Source organism: Streptomyces sp. NPDC098781, assembly GCF_044759995.1.
Taxonomy (GTDB): domain Bacteria; phylum Actinomycetota; class Actinomycetes; order Streptomycetales; family Streptomycetaceae; genus Streptomyces.
Genome location: NZ_JBIWAK010000010.1, coordinates 120,007 through 144,101, shown reverse-complemented (window position 1 = coordinate 144,101; position 24,095 = coordinate 120,007). Strand labels below are relative to the sequence as shown.

General features: G+C 71.0%; 23 protein-coding genes. 11 read left to right on the top strand and 12 right to left on the bottom strand.

Features of this window, described 5'->3' with window-relative positions:
* Positions 1 to 11: 11 nt before the first annotated feature.
* The 6 genes from ACIQWG_RS34175 to ACIQWG_RS34150 form a co-directional block, all read right to left on the bottom strand.
* A complete protein-coding gene (locus ACIQWG_RS34175; protein WP_404103502.1) occupies positions 12 to 833 on the bottom strand; it encodes an enoyl-CoA hydratase/isomerase family protein in 822 nt (273 codons plus the stop codon).
* A gap of 25 nt (positions 834 to 858) precedes the next feature.
* Complete coding sequence (locus ACIQWG_RS34170; RefSeq protein ID WP_404102739.1) at positions 859 to 3,084, bottom strand: acetate--CoA ligase family protein; 2,226 nt, start codon at positions 3,082 to 3,084, stop codon at positions 859 to 861.
* A 226-nt stretch (positions 3,085 to 3,310) separates the two neighbouring features.
* Positions 3,311 to 4,783, bottom strand: coding sequence for a flavin monoamine oxidase family protein (locus ACIQWG_RS34165; RefSeq protein ID WP_404103500.1), 1,473 nt, complete (start codon positions 4,781 to 4,783; stop codon positions 3,311 to 3,313).
* A 350-nt stretch (positions 4,784 to 5,133) separates the two neighbouring features.
* On the bottom strand, positions 5,134 to 6,342 hold the full coding sequence (locus ACIQWG_RS34160) for a flavin-containing monooxygenase (RefSeq protein WP_404102736.1): 1,209 nt from the start codon (positions 6,340 to 6,342) through the stop codon (positions 5,134 to 5,136).
* Between the two features lie 397 nt (positions 6,343 to 6,739).
* Positions 6,740 to 8,185 carry a hypothetical protein gene (locus tag ACIQWG_RS34155; protein ID WP_404102733.1) on the bottom strand — a complete coding sequence of 482 codons (1,446 nt, stop codon included), beginning with the start codon at positions 8,183 to 8,185 and terminating at the stop codon, positions 6,740 to 6,742.
* Between the two features lie 151 nt (positions 8,186 to 8,336).
* Complete coding sequence (locus ACIQWG_RS34150) at positions 8,337 to 10,010, bottom strand: subtype B tannase (protein ID WP_404102731.1); 1,674 nt, start codon at positions 10,008 to 10,010, stop codon at positions 8,337 to 8,339.
* Between the two features lie 170 nt (positions 10,011 to 10,180).
* Between ACIQWG_RS34150 and ACIQWG_RS34145 the strand changes: the two genes are divergently transcribed.
* The 4 genes from ACIQWG_RS34145 to ACIQWG_RS34130 all read left to right on the top strand — a co-directional run bounded on the left by ACIQWG_RS34145 (position 10,181) and on the right by ACIQWG_RS34130 (position 12,814).
* On the top strand, positions 10,181 to 10,627 hold the full coding sequence (locus ACIQWG_RS34145; protein ID WP_404102729.1) for a DoxX family protein: 447 nt from the start codon (positions 10,181 to 10,183) through the stop codon (positions 10,625 to 10,627).
* Positions 10,628 to 10,686: 59 nt separating this feature from the next.
* On the top strand, positions 10,687 to 11,124 hold the full coding sequence (locus ACIQWG_RS34140; protein WP_404102727.1) for a Zn-ribbon domain-containing OB-fold protein: 438 nt from the start codon (positions 10,687 to 10,689) through the stop codon (positions 11,122 to 11,124).
* A gap of 24 nt (positions 11,125 to 11,148) precedes the next feature.
* Complete coding sequence (locus ACIQWG_RS34135) at positions 11,149 to 11,763, top strand: GNAT family N-acetyltransferase (RefSeq protein ID WP_404102725.1); 615 nt, start codon at positions 11,149 to 11,151, stop codon at positions 11,761 to 11,763.
* Positions 11,764 to 11,941: 178 nt separating this feature from the next.
* Complete coding sequence (locus tag ACIQWG_RS34130; RefSeq protein ID WP_404102724.1) at positions 11,942 to 12,814, top strand: GNAT family N-acetyltransferase; 873 nt, start codon at positions 11,942 to 11,944, stop codon at positions 12,812 to 12,814.
* A 50-nt stretch (positions 12,815 to 12,864) separates the two neighbouring features.
* Here the strand turns inward: ACIQWG_RS34130 and ACIQWG_RS34125 are convergent, their stop codons facing one another.
* Positions 12,865 to 13,452, bottom strand: coding sequence for a hypothetical protein (locus ACIQWG_RS34125; protein ID WP_404102722.1), 588 nt, complete (start codon positions 13,450 to 13,452; stop codon positions 12,865 to 12,867).
* A gap of 410 nt (positions 13,453 to 13,862) precedes the next feature.
* Between ACIQWG_RS34125 and ACIQWG_RS34120 the strand changes: the two genes are divergently transcribed.
* On the top strand, positions 13,863 to 15,443 hold the full coding sequence (locus ACIQWG_RS34120) for an alpha/beta hydrolase (RefSeq protein WP_404102721.1): 1,581 nt from the start codon (positions 13,863 to 13,865) through the stop codon (positions 15,441 to 15,443).
* Positions 15,444 to 15,708: 265 nt separating this feature from the next.
* Positions 15,709 to 16,512, top strand: a complete 804-nt coding sequence (locus ACIQWG_RS34115) for a CAP domain-containing protein (RefSeq protein ID WP_404102719.1) — start codon at positions 15,709 to 15,711, stop codon at positions 16,510 to 16,512.
* A gap of 43 nt (positions 16,513 to 16,555) precedes the next feature.
* On the opposite strand, the gene ACIQWG_RS34110 is transcribed toward ACIQWG_RS34115, so the two are convergent.
* Genes ACIQWG_RS34110 through ACIQWG_RS34100 form a run of 3 tightly spaced genes read right to left on the bottom strand, consistent with a single transcriptional unit; the run spans position 16,556 to position 18,881 of the window.
* A complete protein-coding gene (locus ACIQWG_RS34110) occupies positions 16,556 to 17,215 on the bottom strand; it encodes a pyridoxal 5'-phosphate synthase (protein WP_404102717.1) in 660 nt (219 codons plus the stop codon).
* Between the two features lie 27 nt (positions 17,216 to 17,242).
* Positions 17,243 to 17,668, bottom strand: coding sequence for a pyridoxamine 5'-phosphate oxidase family protein (locus tag ACIQWG_RS34105; protein ID WP_404102715.1), 426 nt, complete (start codon positions 17,666 to 17,668; stop codon positions 17,243 to 17,245).
* A 34-nt stretch (positions 17,669 to 17,702) separates the two neighbouring features.
* Entirely contained in the window at positions 17,703 to 18,881 is a 1,179-nt protein-coding gene (locus tag ACIQWG_RS34100; protein ID WP_404102714.1) for a thiolase C-terminal domain-containing protein, read from the bottom strand.
* 130 nt (positions 18,882 to 19,011) lie between these two features.
* Here ACIQWG_RS34100 and ACIQWG_RS34095 point away from each other — a divergent pair, with 130 nt between their 5' ends.
* The 3 genes from ACIQWG_RS34095 to ACIQWG_RS34085 are packed head-to-tail and all read left to right on the top strand — an operon-like array spanning position 19,012 to position 21,304.
* Positions 19,012 to 20,199, top strand: coding sequence for an acyl-CoA dehydrogenase family protein (locus ACIQWG_RS34095; protein WP_404102712.1), 1,188 nt, complete (start codon positions 19,012 to 19,014; stop codon positions 20,197 to 20,199).
* Positions 20,196 to 20,681, top strand: a complete 486-nt coding sequence (locus tag ACIQWG_RS34090; protein WP_404102710.1) for a nitroreductase/quinone reductase family protein — start codon at positions 20,196 to 20,198, stop codon at positions 20,679 to 20,681. The genes ACIQWG_RS34095 and ACIQWG_RS34090 overlap by 4 nt, the downstream gene beginning before the upstream one ends.
* Positions 20,682 to 20,737: 56 nt before the next feature.
* Entirely contained in the window at positions 20,738 to 21,304 is a 567-nt protein-coding gene (locus ACIQWG_RS34085) for a dihydrofolate reductase family protein (RefSeq protein WP_404102708.1), read from the top strand.
* Between the two features lie 6 nt (positions 21,305 to 21,310).
* On the opposite strand, the gene ACIQWG_RS34080 is transcribed toward ACIQWG_RS34085, so the two are convergent.
* Positions 21,311 to 21,934 (bottom strand): LysE family translocator, encoded by a 624-nt coding sequence (locus tag ACIQWG_RS34080; RefSeq protein ID WP_404102706.1) that lies wholly within the window; start codon positions 21,932 to 21,934, stop codon positions 21,311 to 21,313.
* 82 nt (positions 21,935 to 22,016) lie between these two features.
* Here ACIQWG_RS34080 and ACIQWG_RS34075 point away from each other — a divergent pair, with 82 nt between their 5' ends.
* Positions 22,017 to 22,469 (top strand): Lrp/AsnC family transcriptional regulator, encoded by a 453-nt coding sequence (locus ACIQWG_RS34075; protein ID WP_404102704.1) that lies wholly within the window; start codon positions 22,017 to 22,019, stop codon positions 22,467 to 22,469.
* Positions 22,470 to 22,536: 67 nt separating this feature from the next.
* Here ACIQWG_RS34075 and ACIQWG_RS34070 read toward each other — a convergent pair whose 3' ends face one another.
* Positions 22,537 to 23,184 carry a TetR family transcriptional regulator gene (locus ACIQWG_RS34070; protein ID WP_404102702.1) on the bottom strand — a complete coding sequence of 216 codons (648 nt, stop codon included), beginning with the start codon at positions 23,182 to 23,184 and terminating at the stop codon, positions 22,537 to 22,539.
* A gap of 122 nt (positions 23,185 to 23,306) precedes the next feature.
* Here ACIQWG_RS34070 and ACIQWG_RS34065 point away from each other — a divergent pair, with 122 nt between their 5' ends.
* Positions 23,307 to 24,065 carry a VOC family protein gene (locus tag ACIQWG_RS34065; protein ID WP_404102701.1) on the top strand — a complete coding sequence of 253 codons (759 nt, stop codon included), beginning with the start codon at positions 23,307 to 23,309 and terminating at the stop codon, positions 24,063 to 24,065.
* The last annotated feature ends 30 nt before the right edge of the window (positions 24,066 to 24,095 follow it).

Below are 24,095 nucleotides of genomic sequence, written 5' to 3'. Positions count from 1 at the left end.
GATGGGAAGGGTCAGCGCCCCTCGTACTCGGCGCTCCTGCGCTCGACGAAACTCGCCACGCCCTCCCGCGCGTCCCGCGTCGTCATGTTGATCTCCTGTGCCGCCGCCTCCGCCGCGAAGGCGGTGGCGCGGTCGGTGTCGAGGGAGGCGTTGACGAGCTGCTTGGTGAGGGCGAGCGCGCGGGTCGGTCCGGCGGAGAGGCGCTCGGCCCACGCACGGGCCGTCTTGTCCAACTCACCGTCCGGTACGACCCGGTTGACCAGTCCCAGCCGCTCCGCGTCCGCCGCGCTGAGCGCGTCGCCGAAGAACATCAGCTCCTTGGCGCGCTGCGGGCCGATGAGGCGGGGCAGGAGATAGGCGCCGCCCCCGTCGGGGATGAGGCCCCTACGGACGAACACCTCGATGAATCGCGCCGACTCCGCGGCCAGAACGAGGTCGCAGGCGAGCGCCAGATGCGCGCCGAGGCCGGCCGCCGTGCCGTTGACGGCGGCGATGACGGGCTTCTCGCAGTCCAGCACGGACGCGATCAGCCGCTGGGCGCCGAGGCGGATGGTGCGGGCGACGTCACCGGCGGCGCGTTCGGTACCGGCCGTGCTCCCGCGCAGGTCGGCGCCCGAGCAGAAACCACGGCCCGTGCCGGTCAGCACCACCGCCCGCACCTCCGGGTCCGTGGAGGCGCCGGCGAGCAGCTCGATGACGCGTTCGCGCTGGTCGGGGGTGAGGGCGTTCAGGGCCTCGGGGCGGTTGAGGGTGATGCGGCAGACCTGACTGTCAGTGGCGTGCTGTACCAATGAATCGACGGAATTTCCGGACCCACGGGGGGAATCGGGCATGCTCATCTCACGGTCGGTAGTCATGTCAGCGGCACACCACCAACGCGTCCAGCGCCACCGCGCCCTGCCCCCTCGGCAGCACCATCAGCGGATTGATGTCGAGCTCGGCGAGCTCGTCCCCGAGTTCCAGCACCATGCGCTGCACCCGCAGGACGACCTCCACCAGCGCGTCGAGGTCCGCCGGGGGCCGCCCCCTGACCCCGTCGAGGAGGGCCCGCCCGCGCAGCTCGGCACACATGTCCCGAGCCTGCTCCTCACCGAAGGGCGGCACGCGTACGGCGGTGTCGTTCAGCACCTCCACCAGTACCCCGCCCAGCCCGACCGTCAGGGTCGGCCCGAAGAGTTCGTCGTGCCCGGCGCCGACGACCATCTCGACGCCCCGCTCGACCATCTGGCAGACCAGGACGCCGTCCAGGGAGACGTCCTCGTAGCGGGCGATGTCCGTCAACTCACGGTAGGCGTCGCGGACCTGGCTCGCCGAGGTCAGTCCGATCTTGACCAGGCCGAGCTCGGTCTTGTGCGCGATCCGGGCGCCGGACGCCTTCATGACCACGGGGTAGCCCACCAGCCCCGCGGCCCGTACGGCCGCCGCCGCGCTGGTCACCAGCTGCTCGCGCGGGACTCGGATGCCGTACGCCCGCAGCAGCTGCTTCGCCGCGTGCTCGCTGAGCTGCTGGCCCGGGCGCATCAGTGCCTGCGCCTTGCGGTAGGACGGCGAGGGGGTGCGCGGGGCCTCGTCGAAGGGGGAGCGGTAGCCGCTGACGAAGCGGTGGTGGTCGAGGTAGGCGCGCACGGCGGTGATGCAGTTCGCCACGGTGCGGAAGGTGGCCACGCGCGAGGAGCCGAGCAGGACCTCGCGGTAGGCCGGCTCGGTGCCGACCGGCGACCCCCACACCACGCAGACCAGCTTGTCGGTCTGCTCGGCGGCGTCCACCAGGTCCCGCACGAGCCGGTCGCTCAGGGGCGGGAAGGGCCCGGTGATCGGGCAGATCAGCACCCCCACCTCGGGGTCGTCGAGGAGGGCGTCGATGATCTTCCGGCCGCGGTGGTCGCCGACCGGATGGCCGCCGTTGTCGACCGGGTTGGCCACGCTCAGGTAGTCGGGTATCCACTGGTGCAGCTCGGTCTGCTTGGCGGCGGACAGGGCCGGCAGCCTGAGCCCCGCCTCGGTCGCCAGGTCCGCGAAGTGCGCGCCCGTGCCGCCCGAGATCGAATAGACGACGACGCCCTCGGCACGGGGCGGGCGGGCGCGGGCCAACAGGGTCGCGGTGTCCTGGAGTTCGTCGAGACCGTCGACCCGGATCACTCCGTACTGCCGCATCGCCGCGTCCACCACCGCGTCCGCGCCGGTCAGCTTGCCCGTGTGTGAGGCGGCCGTACGGGCGCCGGTCTCGGTGCGGCCGACCTTGACGGCGACGACCGGCACCTTGCGGCGGGCGGCGCGGTCGGCGGCGAGCAGGAAGGCGCGGCCGTCCTTGAGCCCTTCGACGTAGGCGGCGATGGCGCCGACCTCGGGCCGCTCGGCGAAGTAGGAGATGAAGTCGGCGGTCTCCAGGTCGGCCTCGTTGCCGGTGGGTGCCCAGTGGGAGAGACGGATGCCGAGTTCCTGGAGGGCGAAGACGGGGCGCCCCTGGTGGCCGGACTGGGTGATGAGGGCGATGGCCGGGCCGTCGAGGTCGTCCCGGAACCGCTCGAAGGCGTTGAGGTTGGTGTTGGGGCCCAGCAGCCGCATCCCGGACCGCTCGACGGCGGCGGTGAGCCGGTCCTGCGCGGCGGCGCCCTCCTCGCCGGTCTCCGCGAACCCGGAGGCGAAGACCACGGCGAACTTCACCTTGGTCTCGGCCAGTTGCTCGATGACCGGAAGGGGGTCGGCGACCAGCAGTACGGCGAGATCGACCTGTTCGGGCAGGTCGGCGACGGAAGGGGAGCAAGGGATGCCGAAGACGGAAGCGCGGCTCGGATGTACGGGGTGGAGCCGGGCGCCGACCCGCTCGGACCAGGCGATCAGTTGGCGGGTGACTCCGGTGTTCGGCCGGCCCTCGGCGTCCGAGGCGCCGATCACGGCGACCGCCTCGGGCCGGAAGAGGCGGTCCAGATCGGGCACGTCGGAGTACAGGGGGCGGCCGCTGACATCGAGATCGTCGACCTCGGCGGGCCGGCCGTGGACGGCGGGCCCGGGCTGCTCGCCACAGGCGATGACCCGGGCCCGGCGGGAGTCGGTGGTGAGGGTGCCGTGGGTTGATCCAAGCATCGGTCCGCCCGCTCCTGTGTGACAGCGATTAACTGACGCAGTGTCAGATTAAAGGAACTGACGCTGTGTCAGGAACGGCTGTGCACGCAAAGTTGAACGGGATGTGCGGTTCGGCGTTGTCCGGGGTTGCTCCGGCTGCTCGGTCGGACCTGGTCGGACCTGGTCGGACTGTTCGGCGGCTCTCATTGTCAGGGTCTGTTCGCGCGGGGCGCCTGCCCCCTGCCCTTCACAGCACCGCCAGCACCTCCTTCGCCACCCGCTCACCCGACCGCACCGCTCCGTCCATGAAGCCCATCCAGTACGTGGAGGTCTCCGTCCCGGCCCAGTGGATGCCGCCGACCGGTTCGCGCAGGGCGGGGCCGTACTGGGTCAGGACACCGGGTGCGGCGATGGAGACGGGGCCGCCGCGGGTGTAGGCCTCGTTGTTCCAACGTTGCAGGACGAAGGAGGAAGGGGAGGAGGCTTTCTCGCCGAAGTACGTCGTGTAGTCCTTCAGCACGGCGGCCCGGACCTCCGCCTCGCTCGCCGCGTCCAGTTTGCGGGCCTCGTCGGCCTCGATGAAGCCCATCAGCGCGCCGTAGGAGGCGTCGGGCGGGGAGTTGTCGAAGGTGGAGCTGATGACCCCGGTGTCGCTGACGACCTGGCCGTTGAACCCGTCGGCCCGCCAGAAGGGGGTGTCGTAGACGGCGATCGCCTTGGCGACCGAGGCCATCGGCAGGCGCTGGGTGAGCTGGTCGCGGGCGGCCGGCAGGAGGGGGTCGTAGGTGATGCGGGCGGCGAGGGGCGGAGGTACGGCGACGACGACCTTCCGGGCGTTGACGGTGATGCCATCGGCCGTCACGACGTACCTGGTGCCGGACTTGGTGATCGTGCGCACCGGGGCGCTCAGCACCACCCGGTCGCCGAGCGAGGCGGCGAGTTTCACCGGCAGCAGCTGGGAGCCGCCGACGAAGCGCAGTTCCTGGGCGCCGTTCGCGGTCTCGGTGAGGCGTTCCAGGGTGCCGGGGTTGGCCGCGTCGCCGGCGGCGGCGATGTAGAAGAGGACGAAGAGGAAGGAGAGTTCACGGGGCTCGGCCGAGAAGATCGACGTACAGGCCACGTCGAAGAGGAACTTGGCGGAGGGGATGACGGCGTTGGCGCGCAGCCAGCTCTCGAAGGTCTGCCGGTCCCATTCGTCGGCCTTGGCGGCGGTCCAGGGGGCGTCGGCGGGGATCGCCTTAGCCAGGTCGTTGAGCTTGGCCTGCACGATCGCGGCGTTGGCGAGTCCGGCGGCGTCGATGGGCGGGACCGAGCCGAGGATGCCGTCGGTGGCGTAAGGGGTCTTTCTGCCGTCCTTGTACAGGAGGTTGTTGCCGGAGTTGTAGGTGGTGAAGGTCGTCACGCCGAGGGAGTCGGCGAGGGCCTTGACGCGGTCCTGGGTAGGGCCGATGAACTCCCCACCGCCTTCGGTGACACCCCCGCCCGCGAGGCCGAGCCCCACCACCCGCCCGCCGACCCGGTCACGGGCCTCCAGCACGACGACCGACTTGCCGCCGGCCACGAGATCGCGGGCCGCGGTGAGTCCGGCGAGACCGGCGCCGACGATGGCGACGTCGACGTCGCGGGTGGTGGCGGCCGAGGCGGGGCCGGCGGCGGTGGCGGTGAGGGTGGCGGCGCCGATGGTGGCTGCGGCGCCGCCGAGGAGGGAGCGCCGGGAGATCCTGTCCGGTCGGGAGGCCTCAACGGCCTCAACGGGCTCAGCGGGTCCAACGGGTTCGTCGGGTCCAACGGATAGGTCGGGTCCAGCGGGCAGGTCGGGTCCAGCGGGTTCATCGGGTCCAACGGGTGAGGAGTGCTGGGGGAGTTGTCCTTCGCGTGCCACGTGCGTCCTCCGTCGTTGCGAAGAGCGGGAGCGTGAGGGAGTGCAGCCGGAAAGCTGAACAGGGCTCACATTCTGGCTCCGCACGAGGGCGCCGTACAGCTCTCCCGCTACTTCTGACTCACAAGTAACGGGAGTGCCTGGTAAGAGGATTGAGGATTGAGGAGGGCGGGTTGAGGGGTGAGGTGGGCTCAGACCGGCAAGCGGGAGACCTGGCGGCGGCGGTCGCCGGCGATGGCCTTGGCTATCCGCTGCGCGTCGATCGCCATCTCGCGGAGATTGCCGCTGATGGGGTTGGTGAAGCCGGTGAAGTACATGCCGGGCGCGTCGGACGGGGTCCGGGCGCCCTGGACGACGGGCTTGCCCCGCTCGTCGAGAACGTCGAGGTGGCCGACGAGGTCCTCCAGCGCGCGGACGTATCCGGTGGCGGCGATGACGACGTCCGGCGAGACGAGACTGCCGTCGGTGAGGTGGACCTTCCCGTCCTCGAACCCGTCGACGGCGGCCACGATCTCGATCCGCCCGTTGCGCACGGCGTCGACGAGACCGACGTCGAGAACCGGGATCGCTCCGTCCTTGACCCGGCTGTACAGGCCGGTTTCGGGACGCGGCAGCCCCCGGTCCGCGAGATCCGGCACGCTGATCCTGGCCATGGGTCTGGCCAGCCGGTCGACGAGCCGGACCGGCAGCCGCCGTACGAGAATGCTGGTGAACTGGGCGGCCCACCCGGCGGTGGAGCGGCGCACGATGTGCGGGGTGGTGCGCACGGCAAGCCGCACGCGCGACGCGCCGCCCTCCACGAGGTCCACGGCGATCTCGGCACCGGTGTTGCCCACGCCGACGACGAGGACGTCGCGGCCGGCGTAGGGCGCGGGGGTGCGGTACTCGCCGGCGTGCAGGAACTCGCCGGTGTACTTGTCCCGCCCCGGCCAGTCCGGGATGCGCGGGGTGTGGTTGTGCCCGGTGGCCACGACGACGGCGGCGCCGGTCAGTTCGCGGCCCCCGGTGGCGCGCAGCAGCCAGCCGGAGCCGTCGGGCGAGGGCTCGACGCGGGAGACCTCGACGCCGGTGACGATCTCCAACTCGTGGACCTCGGCGTACTTCTCCAGGTACCGCACCACGTCGTCCCGCGACACCCAGCGCCCGAAGCGCCGCGGCATCGGCAGTCCGGGCAGGCCCGACAGCCGCCGGGTGGTGTGCAGATGCAGCCGGTCGTAGTGCCGTCGCCATGAGGCGCCTATCCGGTCCGACTTCTCCAGCACAACGGCACGCAGCCCCCGGGCACGCAGGGCGTACGCGACGGAGAGACCACCGGGGCCGCCGCCTATGACATAGACGGGGCGGTCCGCGGCGGGCTGGTCCGTGACGGGGCGGTCCGTGTGCTGGGGGGAATCGACCATGGTCGGAGCGTAATCACACAGCCGCTTGATGGGTCTCGGTCAAGCCCGGAATTGGTTGCGGATCGATCACGGCTGTAGGAGGGGTGGGTGGGGACTGTGGCGTAGGTCTCTTGGTTGTGGGGGTGGGGTGGACTTGGGGCGGGTCGGGACAGGGCGGACTACGGGCGGGCGGGAGGGATCGCGACCCCGATCCGGAGGACAGCACCCCCGACGCAGTTGCCGACCCGTCCTGGCCCGGACTCGGAGCCATCGCCGGGAGCCGCGTACGCATCGCGGGCCTTTTCGGCGGAGGGCTGCACACCACCACCGAGGACGGCTGGACCCTGGAGGCAGTCGCACCGGCCTGGCGACGTAGCCCGGGACAACAGACGAGCTGACGGGGCGGGGGCCGGCCGCATCAGCGAGGGATGCCCGCAGCGTCCAGGTACTCGTGCATGGCCTCTGCCGGAAGGCTTGGGTTGCTGAGTGCCCGGGAAGAGAGCTCTGGAATCGCACAGCTCCTGAGTACGAGGTCGACCGGCAGCGCGGGGTGCGCGGCTGCCATGGTGCGTACAAGGGGGTCGGGGTCGGCGAGCAATCGGACCACAACGTCGACGGGCGCTTCGGAGTCGAGCCCCACCAGCCGCCGTTTCTCCGGATCCGGATCGTTGGCGAAGCGGTGTCCGTTGCCCGCTCTCGGGAAGTTCGGGTGGGCCTGTAGCGCCCCCCTGGTGATGACCCGGCACTCGAGGTAGGTGTGCAGCACGACCTCGCCGTCGACGGTCGGTTGGTTCTCACACAGCAGGAGACGCACGGCGTGATCGTCGTCCTTCGACAGCAGGGCGATGGCGTCGGCGGGCAGGTGCCGGCAGCAGGCGGCGCTGCGCCGTAGCAGGGTGCTGGCCGACCTGGCGCACTGGCGCAGGACGTCGGGATCGGTGCAGAGCCGAACCCACTCGACGGGGTACGACCGGTCGGACGGTCGGATGGTGACGTCGATGGCGGCACGTTCGTGCTCCGTCAGCTCGGGCCGTACCGAAACCGCCAGTCGTACGCTGTGCGCCTCGTCGTTCGCCAGCGTCCTGACGATGTCAATGGGGACGTTGAGGTTGGACGCCAGCTCCTGCCGGTCTCGCTCCTCGGTGCTTGCCGCAAGCCGTTGGGCGGTCGCCAAGCTCATGGCGCCGCGCCTGATCACGTCGTACCTGTCGAGGTCGCCGACTTCCGCGCCGAGAAGACGGTCCGTGTAGTTGGGGTCGTCCGAACAGGCCTTCAGCATGGCGGCCCGGCGTACGTCGCCGTCGTCGTCCCTGAGCAATCGGCTTCGGGTGTCCTCGGTGAGCAGACTCCACTGCCGGCAGGCTGCCTGCCTAAGGCCCGCGTCGGGGTTGTCGGCAAGCCCGGCGACCAGGCTCGGCGTCGCGTGGCGGCTGAAGGCCGCGCTGCGACGGATCGACGGCTTCGGGTCGGCAAGCAGGCGTTGCTGAGTGGGCAGGGGCAGTGGCTGCACGGGGATGCGGAACGGTTCGGGTCCGATGGCCAGAGCATTGCGGACCCACGGATCGAGATCGTCCACGAGTCGGGCGCGCTGTTCCGCCGTCACGGCGAAGTTGTCAGCCAACGCGCCCCGCAGCCTGCGGTCTGGGTGCACAACGATGGCATCGACCACCTCGTCCGGCAGAGCGCGCCAAGCGAATGTGCTCCAGGCCCCGTTGGCTTCCTCACACAGAAGCCTGATCAATACATCGGCCGGCGCCGCGGCATTGCGCGCGATCGCAGCAATGGTCTCGTCGCGATCGCAATGTCCGCACATGCTGCCCCCTTGTCCACCAGCGGCCTCCGCCAGCCGGCGGATTATGCGCATGCCGCTTGTACTGGGTCAACGTCAGAAGGCGGGGCCGACGGTACGACGCCGAGCCCCCGCCTTCGCGGGAACTCGGCGTCATGTGGGCGGTGGCCGGTGTCATGACGGGAAACCGGTACCGCGTTCGTGGGCCGCAAGGGGCGGGCGGGGGCTACCGCTTGTTCGCCGCCCCGTGGCCGCTGATGCGGGCGATCCACTTGATGAAGTCGCCCGGGTCGGAGTTCGCGCCGTGGCCCTCGTCCCAGTAGTAGAGGTGGTCGACCTCGTCGCCGAGGGCGTTCGCGGCGGCGGCGAGGTTGGCCGACACCGTGTGGGACGTGTCGGAGTCCTTCGTACCGAGGCGGATCCACCAGTGCTTCGTGCGCTTCGGGTTGGCCTTCTCCACCAGGAAGTGCATCGGGTTCATCAGGCGCAGTGTCTCGGGGAGGTCGCTGTCGAGGCGGGCGCTGCTGCCGGATGCGTGGCGGAGGCTGTAGAGGGTGAAGTGGCGGGCCTGCGTGGTGCCCTTGCCGAAGAGGTTGTTCTCGCCCGCCGACAGGTCGAACGCGTCGAAGGCCGGCGTCGACTTCTTGCGGGCGCCGACGTGGGTGAGGAAGTCCGCCCAGGAGAAGGCCGCCCTGCCGCCGGACCAGGTGATGAAGGGGTTGGCGGCCAGGTACGACGTCCGGTCCGCGTCCGACAGGGCCGCCAGGTACCTCGTCGCCGACGGCTCCATGTACTGCTTGAGCAAGTACTCGTCGTAGTTGCGGGCGGTGAGGGTGCCGAAGCCGCCGAGGCCCTTCAGCCTCAGGGACGCCTGGTACTCGGCGAACTGCGACTGGAGTTCCTTCGACACCGTCTGGTCGACCGAGGAACCGGAACTCGTCGGGTTCGCGCCCCAGTTCCACTCATACGCGCCGTCCGCGTGCTCCAGATCCGTGATCGGGCACCAGGCGCCCGTGGCGAAGATCGCGTCGCTGGCGTCGGCCGCGCCGATCGCCCGCAGCAGCTTGTCGTAGAGCGGGCTGTCGCCGGACGCGCCGAGCAGGGAGGACAGCGCGCCGCCGGCGCTCGTGCCGGACGAGACGATGCGGTCCACGTTGCCGGGTATGCGGCCCTTGTTGGACCGTACGTAACGGACCGCGGCCTTCAGGTCGACGATCGCGGCGGGGGCCACGCCGTAGTACGTGCCGTCGGAGTCCACCAGGGTGCGGCCGCGGGCGCCGGGTTCGACGACCACGTATCCCGCCGCCAGCGCCAGCTTCGGGAGGCTCACCATCCCGCCCTGGGCGGTCACCATGCCGTTTCCGCCGGACGCCACCTCACCCGATGCCGAAGCCGAAGGAGAAGGGGAGGTCGAGGCCGATGCCGATGTGCCGGGCGACGCCGACGTGCCGCCGCCCGGCATCCCCGTCATGCCACCCCCGCCCACACCCGTCGCGTCCGCGACCGAGGACGGCATGTAACCGCCCACCGAGTTCGCGAAGAGGATCGGGGCGTTCGTCGCGTCCACCGCACTGCCGTCGATCTTCACCGGAACGCTGACGTTCAGGCTCTGGTACTTCTCGTCGACCGGCTTGGCGACGTACGTGATCGCCTTGTAGAAGCGGTACTCCACCTCGTGGTCGGCGCCGTCGGCGTCCGTGATGGTCGTCGTCAGGGTCGAGTACGCGTCCTTGTCGAAGACCAGGGCGTCCGACCCGGACCCGGACCCGGACGAGGAGCCCGCGGCGGCCGTACCGCCCGACGCCTGGGCCGTCAGCGCGATGCCCCCCGCCGCCGCGACCCCGGCGGTCGCCCCGATTCCGATGACCACGCTCCTGCGCCTGACTGCCCTGTGCTTCACGACGTGACTCTCCTCGGTTGCTACGACATCCCGGGCTTCCTCGGTCCTTGCGTCAGCGAACGTAATCCGGTGCCGACGAAATTGCCAACAATTCTGTCGGGTCTGGCCGGATTCATCGCGGACGCACAGGCGATTGTCAGGACCTCTTTATCTGACGTACCGTCAGATCCATGGACGCGATCTGGCTCACAGGTGCGGAATGGCTGGCCGTGCTCCGGATAGGCCTCGGGCTGTGGTGGCTGGAGAGCTGGCGGCACAAGGACAAGAAGAGCTGGTTCGAGGGGTCCGGGATCGCGTGGGCGGCCGAGGTGGCGGGCAAGCACCGCTGGAACGCCGTGCGGTCCGGCTTCGAGGTCGTCGTCACGCCCCGCCCACGGACCATGGCGTACGTCGTCCTGTACGCGGAGCTGGCACTGGGCCTCGGGCTCGTGCTCGGGTTCCTCACCCCGATCGCCCTCGTCGGCGGACTGCTGCTGAACGTCCTCTACTTCGTCCTGATGATCCACGACTGGGCCGAGCAGGGCCAGAACTCGATGATGGCGCTGATCTCGGTCGTCGCGCTGTTCGGGATGTCGTGGCAGTCGTGGTCGGTGGACAGCGCGTTGGGGCTGTTCTGATGGGCGGACGGCGGGACGGTGTTCCGGAGGTGGGGGCGCGGGGGGACGGTGTTCCGGAGGTGGGGGCCCGGCGGGAAGGTGTTCCTGAGGCGGGGCCACAGCGGTACGACGCTCCGGAGGCCGACGCCTTCACCCGTACCTACTGGGACGCGGCGGCGAGCGGGCGGCTGCTCATCCGCCGGTGCGGTGGCTGCGGGCGCGCCCACCACTACCCCCGCGAGTTCTGCCCCCATTGCTGGAGCGAGGACGTCGAATGGGAGACGGCCGTCGGCCTCGCCACCCTCTACACCTGGTCCGTCGTCCACCGCAACGACCTACCGCCCTTCGGGCAGCGGACGCCGTACGTCGCCGCCGTCGTCGAACTCGCCGAAGGGCCGCGCATGATGACCGAGGTCGTGGAGTGCGCGGACGCCGGGCGGCTGCGGGCCGGGGCGGAGCTGGAGGTCGTCTTCCGGGACGGGGTGCCGGTGTTCCGGCGAAAAGGGGTGTCGCGTTGATCGCCGGGTGGTTTCAATGAGTCCATGACCATCGCCGGCGGACGCCACCACCCACGCCCCCACCTGCTTCCCGACCTGCACGGTCACGGCCTGCGTCTGCGCCCCTGGGACGGGGACTCCGAGGCCGACGCCGAGATCTGGTTCCGGGGGCGCACAGATCCGGAATTCCAGCGCTGGAACACCCCGTTGAAGATCACCTCCGACCTCGACAGCGCCCGTGACTCCCTGCGCGCGTCGGCCGAGAACGTGGCGAGCGGCAACTCGGCGGCGTACTGCATCACGGACGCCGCCACCGGCGCACCCCTCGGCCACGTCGGCGTCAATGTCATCGACCGGCTCATGAGCTGCGCCCGTGTCGGCTACTGGGTGCTGCCCGAAGCCCGCGGTCGCCGCGTCGCGACCCACGCGCTGACCATCGCCGCCCGCTGGGCCCTCGCCGAGCCGGACGGCCTCGGCCTGCACCGCCTCGAACTCGGCCACGCCATCGGCCACGACGCCTCCTGCCACATCGCCGAGCGCTGCGGATTCCGCTACGAGGGGACGCTGCGCGGCGCGATGTGGGAGGCGGAGCGCCAGGACGCGTTCCGGGACGTGCACCTGCACGCGCGACTCGCTACCGACCCGGACGTCACCCCCTAGGGTGCGGGCCGGGGGGCGGGAGGCCCACAGGCCGTAAGCCGGGACGTCAACCCCCAACCCCACCCACCCGTGAACCCCACGCCCCCCAACCCCCACCACAGAGTGGGCGCTTGTGGTGGCTTCGTGTCTGCGGCGGAAATTCGTGCACATCCCCGGCGTGGGCGCGGGATCATGAGCTATGCGCCCGGACGACTGGTACAGCACTCAGGACCTCACCGCTTTCCTCTCGCACGCCGGCGGCTTCCTGCGCTCACGCCCGGATCTGCACACCGTCCCCCTGACGGTGACCGAGACGCTGCGTACGGGCGGGCTGCGGGCGTACGGTGACGAGCCGCCGCTCTTCGGCGCGTTGGAACTGGACGGGCAGGTCCGGGCCGCGTACTTCCGCACCCCGCCCTACCGGCTGAACGTCACCCCCCTCACCCCCGACGAGGCCGAGGCCCTCGCCGCCCATCTGGTCGCCCTGCGGCACCCGGTCCCCGGCGTCATAGCGGCCCGTGAGACCGCGGAGGCCTTCACCGCGGCATGGCGTCGGCACACGGGCGCCCGGGGCACGGTCAGCCAGGGTCAACGCCTCTACCGGCTGGGCAATTTGACCGTGCCGCAGCCCCTTCCGGCGGGCCGTGCCCGGATCGCCGGCCAGGGGGACCGTGAGCGACTGATCCGCTGGTACGGCGAGTTCGTCGAGGCCGTCGGCGATCACGCCGCCCGCGACGCCGGCGCGTGGGTCGACTCGCGCATCGCCTACGGAGGCGTCACCTTCTGGGAGGGCGAGGACGGTACTCCCCTCGCCATGGCCGGAGTGACCCCGGTGGTCGCCGGCCAGGTACGGATCGCCCCCGTCTACACCCCGGCCCATCTGCGCGGGCGCGGATACGCCGGCGCGGCGACCGCGGCCGCCAGCCGGGCCGTACTCGCCGCCGGGATCCGTGAACTGCTGCTCTTCACCGACCTGGCCAACCAGACGAGCAACAGCCTCTACCAGCGCATCGGTTACCGGGCGGTGGCCGACTTCGCGGCGTACGACTTCCGGGGGGCCCGGCGTCTCTAGGCAGATGCCGGTCGGGTCCTCCCGACGTGCCGGCCGGGGCTCCGGCGGCCTCAACCCGCGGACCGTCGTGATTCCTCACTGGGGAAGCGCGGCTGATAGCCGCGGGACACCTCGTGCACCTTGCGGAGGCCGAGGAAGCCCAGGACGGCCGCGGTCACGACGGCCGTGGCGCAGGCGACCAGGATCCGCAGGGTTTCCCCCGAGCCGGCAGCCTCACAGACCACCGCGGCCAGGACGGCGGTGACGACGGAGTTGATGATGCCGACGACAACGGGTGAGCCGGACAGCCAGTGCGTCACCCCGATTCGGCGGCGGAAGCTGTAGGTCGTCCAGATCCCCGGTGGGTCGTCGTGGTGGCTCGCGATGAGGTACGGCTCCAGCTCCGGTGCGAGCTCGACGTACGCGTGCCGTAGCCGGTTCATGCCGATGATCAGCCAGGCGTCCTCGATGTCCGCCTCGATCAGCCGGAAGTACGTCCCGAACCCGACGAGCAGGACGACCGGCAGCACCAGCAGCGCGAATGTCGTGAACTCGGATCCAAAGCCCGCCGCGTTGGCCACCAGCGAGAGCGCCACGACCGCGGCCGACAGCACCGTGAGATACGTCCCGGTCCGGCTGAAGATCTCCTGCCACGTCATGCTCCGCGTCGCCAGCAGACTCCAGTGCTCTGTTGCCAGAAACTGCGCATGTGGCGTCCCGGCATCAACGTCCCTGAGTTCTCTCATCCCCCGAGTGTGGGACCTCGGTCGTCGACGGGTTCGAAGGGCCCGCCGGTGGTGTCAGCGGTGAGTTCCAGTCCTCCGGCGATCGGATCATCCGAAGGAAGTGGCCTGGCGCGGCGCCCGGCGCCCGTCCGAGGCCGGTCGGCGCGGACCTCTCCACCAAGACGGCGTGGAGCCCGTCGCGGTTGTCCGACTGCGGGACCATCTGTTCCGCCCGGCCGTCCGACCGAAGTGGGACCAACCGTGTCTTCTCGATGGATTCGCCCAACTGTCCCGCACGACAGGGTTGGTGCGTCTCATCAGCACCGATTCGAGGGACCCCCCACGTGCGAAGCAGTCGAACAGCCTGTCTCCTGGCGGCCGGTACCGTCGCCACGCTGGTACCCGCGCTCACGCCCGCCACGGCGTCCGCCGCCGCGGCGGCGCACCCCATGAGCCAGTACCTCCAGCAGAAGCCGGCCTGGCACCGCTGTGACCGGGAGATGCCGGCCACCTTCCAGTGCGCCACCATCAAGGTGCCGCTCGACTACAGCCGCCCCGGCGGCAAGAAGCTCGACCTCGCGATATCGAGGCTCAAGACGAGCACCGCGGCCGAGCGCCGGGGGGTGCTGCTGCTCAACCCAGGCGGCCCCGGCGGTCCGGGCGTCGACATGCCCGAGCAGATGGCGAGCGAGCTGCCGAAGAGCGTGAAGGCCAAGTACGACCTCGTGGGATTCGACCCGAGAGGCATCGGCCAGAGCTCCCCGGTCAGCTGCGGCCTGGAGCCCGAGGAGGCGAACTGGGAACGGCCGTACAAGGCCGCCACGTTCGCCAAGGACGTCAAGTGGGCCCGTGCCTTCGCCGAGAAGTGCGACGCCAAGCAGGGCGACAAGCTGCGCCACATCACCACCCGCAACACCGCCCGGGACATGGACGTCATCCGGGCCGTGCTCGGCGAGAAGAAGATCTCCTACCTGGGCTACTCGTACGGCACCTACCTCGGCGCGGTCTACACGCAGATGTTCCCGGGGCGCTCCGACCGTTTCGTGCTCGACAGTGCCGTCGACCCGGCCAGGATCTGGCGCGGCATGATCCAGATCTGGGCCGAGGGCACCGAGCCCGCGTTCACCCGCTGGACCGAGTGGACCGCCGAGCGCAACTCCACGTACAAGCTGGGGAAGACGCCCGAGGCGGTCCGCAAGACCTTCTACGACCTGGTCGCCCGGGCCGACCGCAAGCCGATCGACCTCGACGGCACCAAGCTGAACGGTGACGACATCCGCACCGGCAGCCGTGCCACGTTCTTCAGTGTGCGCGAGGCCGCCGAGTCCGTCGTCGAGCTGAAGAAGGCCGCCGAGGGAAGGCCCGCGTCCGGTGGGCGCGAGAGCAGGAAGCCCTCGCCGGTTCCGCCGTCGTTCGCCCGCGCCGTGCCCGAGGACAACGGCGACGCCGGCTTCTGGTCCGTCGTCTGCGCCGACACCCGCAACTGGCCGCGTGACCCCGAGCGGTACCGCGCCGACGCGATCCGCGACAAGGCCCGGTACCCGCTGTACGGCGACTTCGCGTCCAACATCAAGCCGTGCGCCTTCTGGAAGAAGAGCGGCAGCGAGCCCGCCACCACGATCGACAACAAGGTCGGCGCGCTGATCCTCCAGAACGAGTGGGACTCCCAGACCCCGCTGGCCAGTGGCCAGGGCATGCGCCGGCTCATGAAGGGCGCGAAGATGGTCACGGTCCTCGGCGGCGTCGGCCACGGCATCTACGGCTCCAAGTCCTGCGCGGACAAGCCGGCCACGGCGTACCTCACGACCGGAAAGCTGCCGACCAAGGACGTGACCTGCAAGGCCGCCCCGGCGGCCCGCGAGCGCGGCGCCGAGAACCCGCTGCCGCTGCCGACGCCTCCCGGTATTCCGGGGCTCGTCGGCTGACGTCAACTTCTCATCGGTATAAGCGATATGACGTGATGTCAGTCGGCTGTGGCACGGTTTGACCGGACTCCCCGAGTGCTCAACCTGATGCCAGTCTCATGCGTGTCTTAAGGCTCTGTGAAGGAGACCGGATCACGCGTTCGAGACGTGCGAACAGCCATACGATCACGGCACCTCCAGAGGTCCCGGCGGCAGCGCCCTTCGCGCACGCCGGGACCGTCCATGTCGCAGGTTCCCCCCATCCGATGTCGAGGTGTCGTACGTCATGAGTCCCCGCCGAACCCCCCGCAGCCCGCACGCACGCCCGAAGGCGCGTATGCGCAAGGCCGCCGTCACGCTCGGCGCCGCCGCCGTGACGGCCGCCCTCGGTGTGGGCGCCGCGTCGGCCGGTGTACTGCCGTCCGGTCTGTTCCCGGACGGCACTCCGGACCATGTGAAGGAGAAGGCCGAGGCGGTCGCCGCCAAGGCCGCGGACGAGGCCCGCAAGCGCGTCCCCACGGTGCCGCCCAAGGCGACCTCCGTACCGAAGGCCTCCAAGCCGGCCGGGACCGGGCCCACCCGGAAGCCCCGGCCGACGAAGCCGGCGGCAGCCGAGCCGAAGCCGAGCGCGACCGAGGCACCGCAGACCACCGAGCCGAAGCCGGTCGAGCCGAAGCCGACCGCCACCACTGGCTCGACCGGCGACAGCGTCGAGGCCCAGGTCATCGACCTGGTCAACAAGGAGCGCGCGGCGGCCGGTTGCGCGCCGGTGACCGAGAACGCGAGCCTCACCAAGGCCGCCGACGACTACAGCGACGTCATGGCGGACAGCGGCAAGCTGTCGCACACCGGCCCGGACGGGTCGACGATGGTGACCCGCGCCGAGGCCGCCGGCTACACGGGCTGGTCCACGCTCGGCGAGAACATAGCCGTCGGGCACCCGGACGCGGCCGCCGTCATGAAGGGCTGGATGGACAGTCCGGGCCACAAGGCCAACATCCTCAACTGCTCCTACAAGGAGATCGGCGTCGGCGTGCACCCCGGCGACGGCGGCCCCTGGTGGACCCAGGATTTCGGCGCCCGCCGCTGAGCACGGGCACTCGGACCATGCCGGCGTCGCCCGGGGCCGTCGGCTAGGGCCAGAGCAGTTCCCTGACCCACCCCTCGTCCTCGGTACGGCGATACACCAGCCGTACATGCCGTCGCGCCGCGTCGCCCTGGAAGAACTCCACCTCGTCGGGGCGCAGGTGGTACAGGGTCCAGGACGGCACCGGGGCGTCCGGTTCCTGCTGGGCCCGTTCCCAGGCGGTCCGGGACTCCTGTGCCAACTCCTCCAGCGACGACAGGGTCTCGCTCTGACGGCCGGTCAGGGCCGCCGCCAGGGCACCGGTCGAGCGCGCGTGCAGATCGGCCTGGGACTCGGCGGAGGGCGCCGCCTTCACCTGGCCTCGCAGGCGCACCTGGCGGCCCTGGGCCGGCCAGTAGAAGCCGAGGGCCGCGTGCGGACGGGCCGCCAGCTGGCGGCCCTTGCGGCTGCCGGAGTGGGTCGCGAAGGACCAGCCGGAGGTGTCGGCGCCGTGCAGCATCACGGTCCGTACGTCCGGCCGGCCCTCCGCGTCGCAGGTGGCGAGGGACATCGTGTGCGGTTCGACCTGTCCGGCCGCGACCGCCTCCGCGAACCACGTCGTGAACAGGGCGAGCGGGTCGGCGGGGGCGTCCGCCGGGTCGAAGGAGGGCAGCTCCACGTCCCACACCCGCAACGACCTCAGCAGCTCATGAAGTTCCGTTCCCATGCGCCGATTGTCGCGTGCCGCGCCGGTTCACACCTGACCGAGGTCCGAGGAGACCCAGCGCTCGGGCCGCATGTGGACGACCACCTGCTCGCCGTGGTTCTTCCAGGCGAAGTCGACATAGCCGTCGACCTTCTCGGCCGGGAGATAGCGGGCCGCGAGCTCCCGGAGCAGCTCGATCGTGGCGGGGGCGGTCCTGACGACCGGGCCCTCGACCGACACGTAGCGGATCGTCGGATCCAGCCGGTCGACCATCAGGGAGAAGCGGCCCGCGGGCTGGATCAGCTCGTTCTTGCGGGAATCCGCACCGGTCATGATCCAGACCTCGCCGCCGGGCTCGTACTGGTACCAGATCGGCACGGTCAGAGGGGCGCGCCCCGTGCCCGCGTTCACCGCCAGCGCGGCGACATGGGGTTCGGCCAGGAACTGTTCGCGCTCTTCGCGGGTCAGGGCCATTGCCTGTGTCCTCTCGAAAGGCTGGGCGATCGTCTCATTCCCTCCCCAGTACCAACGTCCCCGACGAACAGAACCATCCCCCGGTCGCCGAAGCCACCCCCAGCCGAGGCGGCTCCCCCGGCCCGCCGCGCCCCCACACCTGGCGCTCCCCGCCCTCCCCGCGCAGCTGACGAACCGCCTCCACCAGCAGAAACAGTCCCCGCATCCCGGGATGCTGGGCCGACAGCCCGCCCCCGTCCGTGTTGACCGGCAGCTCACCTCCCCGCACCAGCAGCCGCCCCTTCTCCACGAACGCCCCGCCCTCGCCCTTCCGGCAGAAGCCGAGGTCCTCCAGCGTCACCAACGTCATGTAGGTGAAGGCGTCGTAGAGCTCCGCGAAGTCGATCTCCTGCGGGCGCACCCCGGCCCGTTCGAACGCCAGCCGCCCGCTGACCGCCGCCGGTCCGGTCGTGAAGTCGGGCCACTCGGACATCGTGGCGTGCGAGACATGCTCCCCGGCGCCCAGGATCCATACGGGGGACGTACGGCAGTCCCGGACGAGTTCCTCGGCGGCCAGCAGCACCGCCGCGCCGCCGTCGGAGCGGATGCAGCAGTGCAGCTTGGTGAAGGGGTCCGCGATCATCGGGCCGGACAGGACGTCGTCCACCGTGATCGGGTCCTGGAACATCGCCTCCGGGTTCAGGGCCGCGTTCGCCCGTGCCTGGACCGCCACCTCGGCCAGCTGCTCGATCGTCGTGCCGTACTCGATCATGTGCCGGCGGGCCGCCATGGCGTACTTGGCGATCAGCGTGTGGCCGTAGGGCACCTCGAACTGGAGCGGGCCGCGCGCGCCGAAGGACAGGTTCCCCGTGCGCCGGCCCGCCTTGATGTCGGCGCGGGCGGTCGAGCCGTAGACCAGGAGTACGGCCCTCGCGTGACCGGCGGCTATCGCGTCCGCCGCGTGCGCCGCCATCACCTCCCAGGTGGCGCCGCCGACCGAGGTGGAGTCGACCCAGGTGGGGCGCAGGCCCAGATACTCGGCCACCTCCACCGGGGCCAGCGTGCCGAGCCCGGCGGAGGCGAAGCCGTCGACCACCTCCCGGCCCAGTCCCGCGTCGGCCAGCGCGCGGCGGGCCGCCTGGGCGTGCAGGGCGTACGGCGTCGTGTCGTCCACCCGGCCGCAGTCGGAGAGAGCGACTCCGACGACGGCGACTTTCCGGCTCCCGGCAGTCATGCGAGGCCTCCAACTCCTGTGTGTCCCTGTGTCCGACCCCTGTGCATCTCGTTGCGGCCCTCCTAATATGACGGCCCGTCAGATCTGGAGGAAGAGCCGGATCTGGAGGGAAGAGCCGGAGGAAGAGCCCATGGACGCCAGCCTCACCCCCGAGCAGGACGAGATCCGCCGTACCCTCCGCGAGCTGCTGCACAGCCGCTGCGGCCCGCGCGAGCTGCGCGCGGCCGTCGACACCCCCACCGGACACGACCCGGCCCTGTGGACCGCCCTCGCCGAGCAGCTGGGCCTGCCCGGACTCGCCCTTCCCGAGTCCTACGGCGGTGTCGGTTGCTCGGCGACCGAACTCGCCCTCGCCTGCGAGGAGATGGGCCGGGTGCTGGCACCCTCGCCGCTGCTGCCCACCGCCGTCCTCGCGGCGCCGCTGATCGCCGCGCTCGGCACCGAGGCCCAGCGCGCCGAGGTCCTGCCACGCCTCGCCGCCGGCACGCTCACCGCCACCCTCGCCGTCCCCGGGGCCGCGCTCACCACCGCACTCGCCCTCACCGGCACGGGCCGCGGCGAGTGGGCCGGGGGCGGACGGGCCGGGGGCGTGCAGGCGCGCGGGGCGGGCGGGGACTGGCGGCTGTACGGGCAGGTCGACCAGGTGCTGGACGGGCACAGCGCGGGGCTGCTGGTGGTCGCCGCGCACACCGGCGGGTTCGCTCGGTCGCGGACGCTGTTGTTCCTGGTGGCGGGGGACGCCGCCGGGGTCGTCCGCGTACGGCAGACCGCGCTGGACGCGACCCGGTCGCAGGGGCGGATCCAACTCCGGGACGTGGAGGGACGGTTGCTGGGTGCGGAGGACGGCCGGGATGTCCTCGCCGCCCTCGCCTCGGCCGGCGGCACCGCTGCCGCCGCCCTGGCGTGCGAGGCCGTGGGGGCCGCCGACCGGGCGCTGGAGCGGACGGTGGAGTACGTCCGGCAGCGGGAGCAGTTCGGCCGGCCGATCGGGTCCTTCCAGGCGGTGAAGCACCGGCTGGCGGACGTGTACGTGGCCGTGCAGGCGGCACGGTCGGCGGCGTACTACGCGGCCTGGGCCGGCCCGCACGGGGAGCGGGTCGGGGGGCTCGCCCTCGCGCAGGCCCTGGAGGCACTGCGCATCGCGTCCGCCGAGGGGATCCAGCTGCACGGCGGCATCGGTTTCACCTGGGAGCACGAGGCTCACCTGTACTTCAAGCGGGCCGCCGGCGACGAGCTGCTCTTCGGGCCGGTCCACCGGCTCCGGGCCCACGCCGCCGACACCGCCCGGCTCTTCGACGCCCAGGAGGTGGCGGTGTGATCGGCGTTCCGGTGGTCGTCCGAGCGGTGCAGAAGGTGTCCTCGACCCGGGGCTTCGCCAAGGTCGCCCCGCATGTCATCCCCGCGCTCGACCGTGCCGTGCACCGGCTCACCCGCGGCAGGGTGCTGCTCAGCGCCCAGATGCTGCCCGGCGTGATCCTGACCTCCACCGGCGCCCGCAGCGGACTGCCCCGCCGTACGCCGCTGGCCTGTATGCCGGAGGAGGACGGCCGCTCCTGGATCCTGGTCGGCTCCAACTTCGGCCGCGCGGGCCACCCCGCCTGGACCCACAACCTCCTCGCCCGTCCCGACGCCGAGGTCAGCTGGAAGGGGCAGGACATCCCGGTCACGGCCCGGCTGCTGGAGGGGGAGGAGCGGGCCGCGGTGTGGCGGACGGCGCTGGCGTTCTGGCCGCCGTACGCGACGTACCAGGCGCGGGTGGAGCGGGAGATTCGGCTGTTCCGGATCGTGCGGCGGCGATGACTTCCGGCGGCGAGCCGGGTCTACGGCTGCGAGGACCGCTGAGGAGAGGAGCGATCATGCTCGCGGACACAGACCGGCAGACCGCCGCGGGAAAGGTGCTCTGGCACTTCTCGATGTCGCTGGACGGGTTCGTCGCGGGCCCGGAGCACGCGATGGACTGGCTGCCGGAGGACGCCACGAACCGGCCCGGTCTGATCGAGGAGTACGCCGAGACGACCGGAGCCGTGCTGGGCGGCCGGAAGGGGTGGGACGCCTTCCCCGATCCCGGTGCCGTCTACGGCGGCGCATGGCAGGGGCCGCTGTTCGTCCTCACCCACCATCCCGAGGACGCGCAACCCGTCCCCGGCGTGACCTTCCTGAACTGCGACGTCGCCGAAGCGGTCCGCATCGGCCTGGAGGCCGCCGCCGGCAAGAACCTGGAGGTCTTCTCGCCCACGATCGGCCGCCAGCTCATGGAGCGCGGCCTGATCGACGAGATCGAGCTGCACATCGCGCCGGTGCTGCTCGGTGACGGGATCCGGCTGTACGACAACCCCGGTGGCGCCCCCGTCCGGCTGGAGCTGCTCAACGGCGAGGACCGCCGGGCGGAGATCAACGTCCGTTACCGCCCGGTCGGCGGATGACCGCCGCTACAGCGTCGCCAGGCGCTGCACCAGCAGGAACGCGCCGATCCCCAGCATCGCCGCCCCCGACGTGCGGGTGACCGCCCGGGCCGCGGCCGGGCGGGCGCCGAGCACGGCGCGGGCTCCGAGGCCCACCGTGAGATAGACGGCCGCGCAGCACGCCATGTGGAGCAGGCCGAGTACGGCGGTCTGGGCGGGGACCGGAAGGTGGTCGCCCTTCGTCAGCAGGAACTGCGGCAGCACCGACAGATAGAGCAGCAGGCCCTTGGGGTTCAGGCCGCTGATCGTGGCCCCCCGCAGGAAGGTACGGGCCGGGCCGGCGGCCACCGTCTCCTCGGCCGCGCCCGGGGTGCCCGGTCGGCGCAGCACGCTCCAGCCCAGCCAGACCAGATACGCGGCACCGGCGGCGGTCAGCGCGGTCAGCAGGCCCGGCTCGCTCGCCACCAGCATCGCGAGCCCGGCCACCGCGAGGACCGTGTGCAGCGCGTACCCGGTGACCAGACCCGCCACCGCCGTCACCGGCGACCGGTCACGCAGGCCGGCGGAGATCGCGTACGCCCAGTCGGCGCCCGGCACGCAGACGAGCAGCAGGTCGATGGCGAGGAAGGAGATGAGCAGCCCGGAGTCCATGATGGCGACATTAGGCGCGATTGGCCCGAAAGTGTTGTCGAAGTTTGCCGATGATCGCGTCTTGTGAGGGAAGATCTGCCTCATGGACGACGTGGACAGAAAGATTCTTGCCGAGCTCCAGCAGGACGGGCGGCTGACCGTGACCGAGCTGGCCGCGCGGGTGCGGCTCAGCGTCTCGCCGTGCCACCGCCGGCTGCGGGAACTGGAGCGGGCCGGAGCGATCAGCGGGTACCGGGCCGTGGTGGAGCCGGGTGCCGTCGGGCTGAACTTCGAGGCGCTGGTCTTCGTCTCCATGCGACAGGAGGACCGGGACACCGTCGCCGGCTTCGAGCGGGCGATCGCGGACATTCCCCATGTCCTGGACGCACAGCGGCTGTTCGGCGAGCCGGACTACCTGCTGCGGGTGGCCACTGCCGACCTCGCGGCCTTCCAGCGGCTGTACGACGAGCGGCTGGCGACGCTCCCCGGAGTGCAGCGGCTCACCTCGACGCTGGTGATGAAGCACGTCGTACGGGACCGCCCGCTGCCCGCATAGCACGGCAGGCGGCGGCCCACGTCGGGTGAGCCGCCGCCTGCCAGACAGGACGTGCTGAACCGGGGATCTACTTCGTCGGCTTCTTGCCGGTCACACCCAGGTGCACCAACAGCGCGAGGTTCGGCTTCAGTTCGGCCTGTTTGACGCCCCAGGTCTGGAAGCCCCGCTGGTGCGAGGCCACCGCCGCGAGCATGGCGACGAGCGAACCCGCCATCGCGGCCGGGCTGACGTCCTTGTCGACCTTGCCCTTGGCCTGGAGCTGAGCGACGGCGTCCGCCAGGGAGTTGTTGACGGAGTTCAGGATCTTCATGCGGATCTTGTAGAACCGCTTGTCGCCCTCGGACGCACCGAGGTCGACGACCCTGAGGATCGCGTCGTTCTTCCGCCAGAACTCCAGGAAACCGTCGACGAGTTCCTGTGACGTCTGCCAGCCGGCCTTGCCGACCCAGCTGCGGCCCTCGACGAGTTCGGTCAACCCCGCGCCCTCGGCGGCCATTTGCTCGGCGATCTCCAGGACGGCGCCCTCGACGTCCGGGAAGTACTGATAGAAGGTCGCGGGCGAAGTGCCCGCCTTCCGGGCGACATCGATGACTTTGACGTCCCGGTACGGGGAGGAGCTGAGCATCTCGCTGAGGCAGTCGAGCAGCTTCTGCCGGGTCGCCTGCCCACGTCGGCCGGCCACACGGCCGTCGACGGTACGCACTTGTCCTGTCATGCCGTCAGCTTACCGAGGCGTGATCGGGGCGCGATTCGGCCGACTGCAAATGGGGTGCACGGGGATCGCGAGGCTGGTGTGCCTGGTCTGCGGGGTGCGCGGGACGCCGTTACTTTTGCCGCATGGCCGAAAACAGGGCATCCAGGAACGGAACGGGATACACGGAGGGCGTTCCGTGCTGGGTGGACGCACAGCTCTCCGACGTGGCGGCGGGCAAGCGGTTCTACGGTGAGCTCTTCGGATGGGACTTCGAGGACGCCTACGACTCCACGGTCTGGGCCCGCCTGGACGGCGATCGCGTCGCCGCGCTCGCCCGCAAGCCGGACGGGCGGCTGCCCTCGGTGTGGACGGTGTACTTCGCCACTCCGGACGCCTGGGCGCTGGGGCGGCGGATCCTCGGGGCGGGCGGTCAGGTGGTCGTGCCGCCCGTGCGGATCGGCGCGGACCTGGGCACCGCCGCGCTGGTCACCGACCCCGAGGGCGCCGTCTTCGCGCTCTGGCAGGCGGGCGGCCACGAGGGCTTCGGCCGGCGGCACGAGCCGGGCACCTTCGCCTGGGTGCAGCTGTACGCCCGGGACACCGAGGGCGCCAACGACTTCTACGGCGAACTGTTCCAGGACGCCCTGTTCGGGGCGCACGCCAAGCCCGACTTCGGCCGCTCGGCCGTCTCCGAGGTGTTCTCGGAGATGATGCCGCCCCATTTCGTCGTCCACTTCCGGGTGGCGGACTGTGAGGAGATCCTCGGCACGGTGAACCGGCTCGGCGGGCGGGTGCAGGTGCCGCCCTTCGAAACGTCGTACGGCAAGGTCGCCGTGGTCACCGACGATCAGGGGGCGTCCTTCGCGGTTCTGGAGCGCCGGACGGAACCCGGGAAGCACTGATCGCACTCTTATCTCCGGCGTCCCACTATG

Bases quoted from the DNA above. Each gene is read 5' to 3' on its own strand.
- ACIQWG_RS34175 (WP_404103502.1), bottom strand. From the start codon at position 833: ATGCCCGATTCCCCCCGTGGGTCCGGAAATTCCGTCGATTCATTGGTA.
- ACIQWG_RS34170 (WP_404102739.1), bottom strand. From the start codon at position 3,084: ATGCTTGGATCAACCCACGGCACCCTCACCACCGACTCCCGCCGGGCC.
- ACIQWG_RS34160 (WP_404102736.1), bottom strand. From the start codon at position 6,342: ATGGTCGATTCCCCCCAGCACACGGACCGCCCCGTCACGGACCAGCCC.
- ACIQWG_RS34155 (WP_404102733.1), bottom strand. From the start codon at position 8,185: ATGCGCATAATCCGCCGGCTGGCGGAGGCCGCTGGTGGACAAGGGGGC.
- ACIQWG_RS34145 (WP_404102729.1), top strand. From the start codon at position 10,181: ATGGACGCGATCTGGCTCACAGGTGCGGAATGGCTGGCCGTGCTCCGG.
- ACIQWG_RS34135 (WP_404102725.1), top strand. From the start codon at position 11,149: ATGACCATCGCCGGCGGACGCCACCACCCACGCCCCCACCTGCTTCCC.
- ACIQWG_RS34130 (WP_404102724.1), top strand. From the start codon at position 11,942: ATGCGCCCGGACGACTGGTACAGCACTCAGGACCTCACCGCTTTCCTC.
- ACIQWG_RS34125 (WP_404102722.1), bottom strand. From the start codon at position 13,452: ATGACGTGGCAGGAGATCTTCAGCCGGACCGGGACGTATCTCACGGTG.
- ACIQWG_RS34115 (WP_404102719.1), top strand. From the start codon at position 15,709: ATGAGTCCCCGCCGAACCCCCCGCAGCCCGCACGCACGCCCGAAGGCG.
- ACIQWG_RS34110 (WP_404102717.1), bottom strand. From the start codon at position 17,215: ATGGGAACGGAACTTCATGAGCTGCTGAGGTCGTTGCGGGTGTGGGAC.
- ACIQWG_RS34105 (WP_404102715.1), bottom strand. From the start codon at position 17,668: ATGGCCCTGACCCGCGAAGAGCGCGAACAGTTCCTGGCCGAACCCCAT.
- ACIQWG_RS34100 (WP_404102714.1), bottom strand. From the start codon at position 18,881: ATGACTGCCGGGAGCCGGAAAGTCGCCGTCGTCGGAGTCGCTCTCTCC.
- ACIQWG_RS34095 (WP_404102712.1), top strand. From the start codon at position 19,012: ATGGACGCCAGCCTCACCCCCGAGCAGGACGAGATCCGCCGTACCCTC.
- ACIQWG_RS34085 (WP_404102708.1), top strand. From the start codon at position 20,738: ATGCTCGCGGACACAGACCGGCAGACCGCCGCGGGAAAGGTGCTCTGG.
- ACIQWG_RS34080 (WP_404102706.1), bottom strand. From the start codon at position 21,934: ATGGACTCCGGGCTGCTCATCTCCTTCCTCGCCATCGACCTGCTGCTC.
- ACIQWG_RS34075 (WP_404102704.1), top strand. From the start codon at position 22,017: ATGGACGACGTGGACAGAAAGATTCTTGCCGAGCTCCAGCAGGACGGG.
- ACIQWG_RS34070 (WP_404102702.1), bottom strand. From the start codon at position 23,184: ATGACAGGACAAGTGCGTACCGTCGACGGCCGTGTGGCCGGCCGACGT.
- ACIQWG_RS34065 (WP_404102701.1), top strand. From the start codon at position 23,307: ATGGCCGAAAACAGGGCATCCAGGAACGGAACGGGATACACGGAGGGC.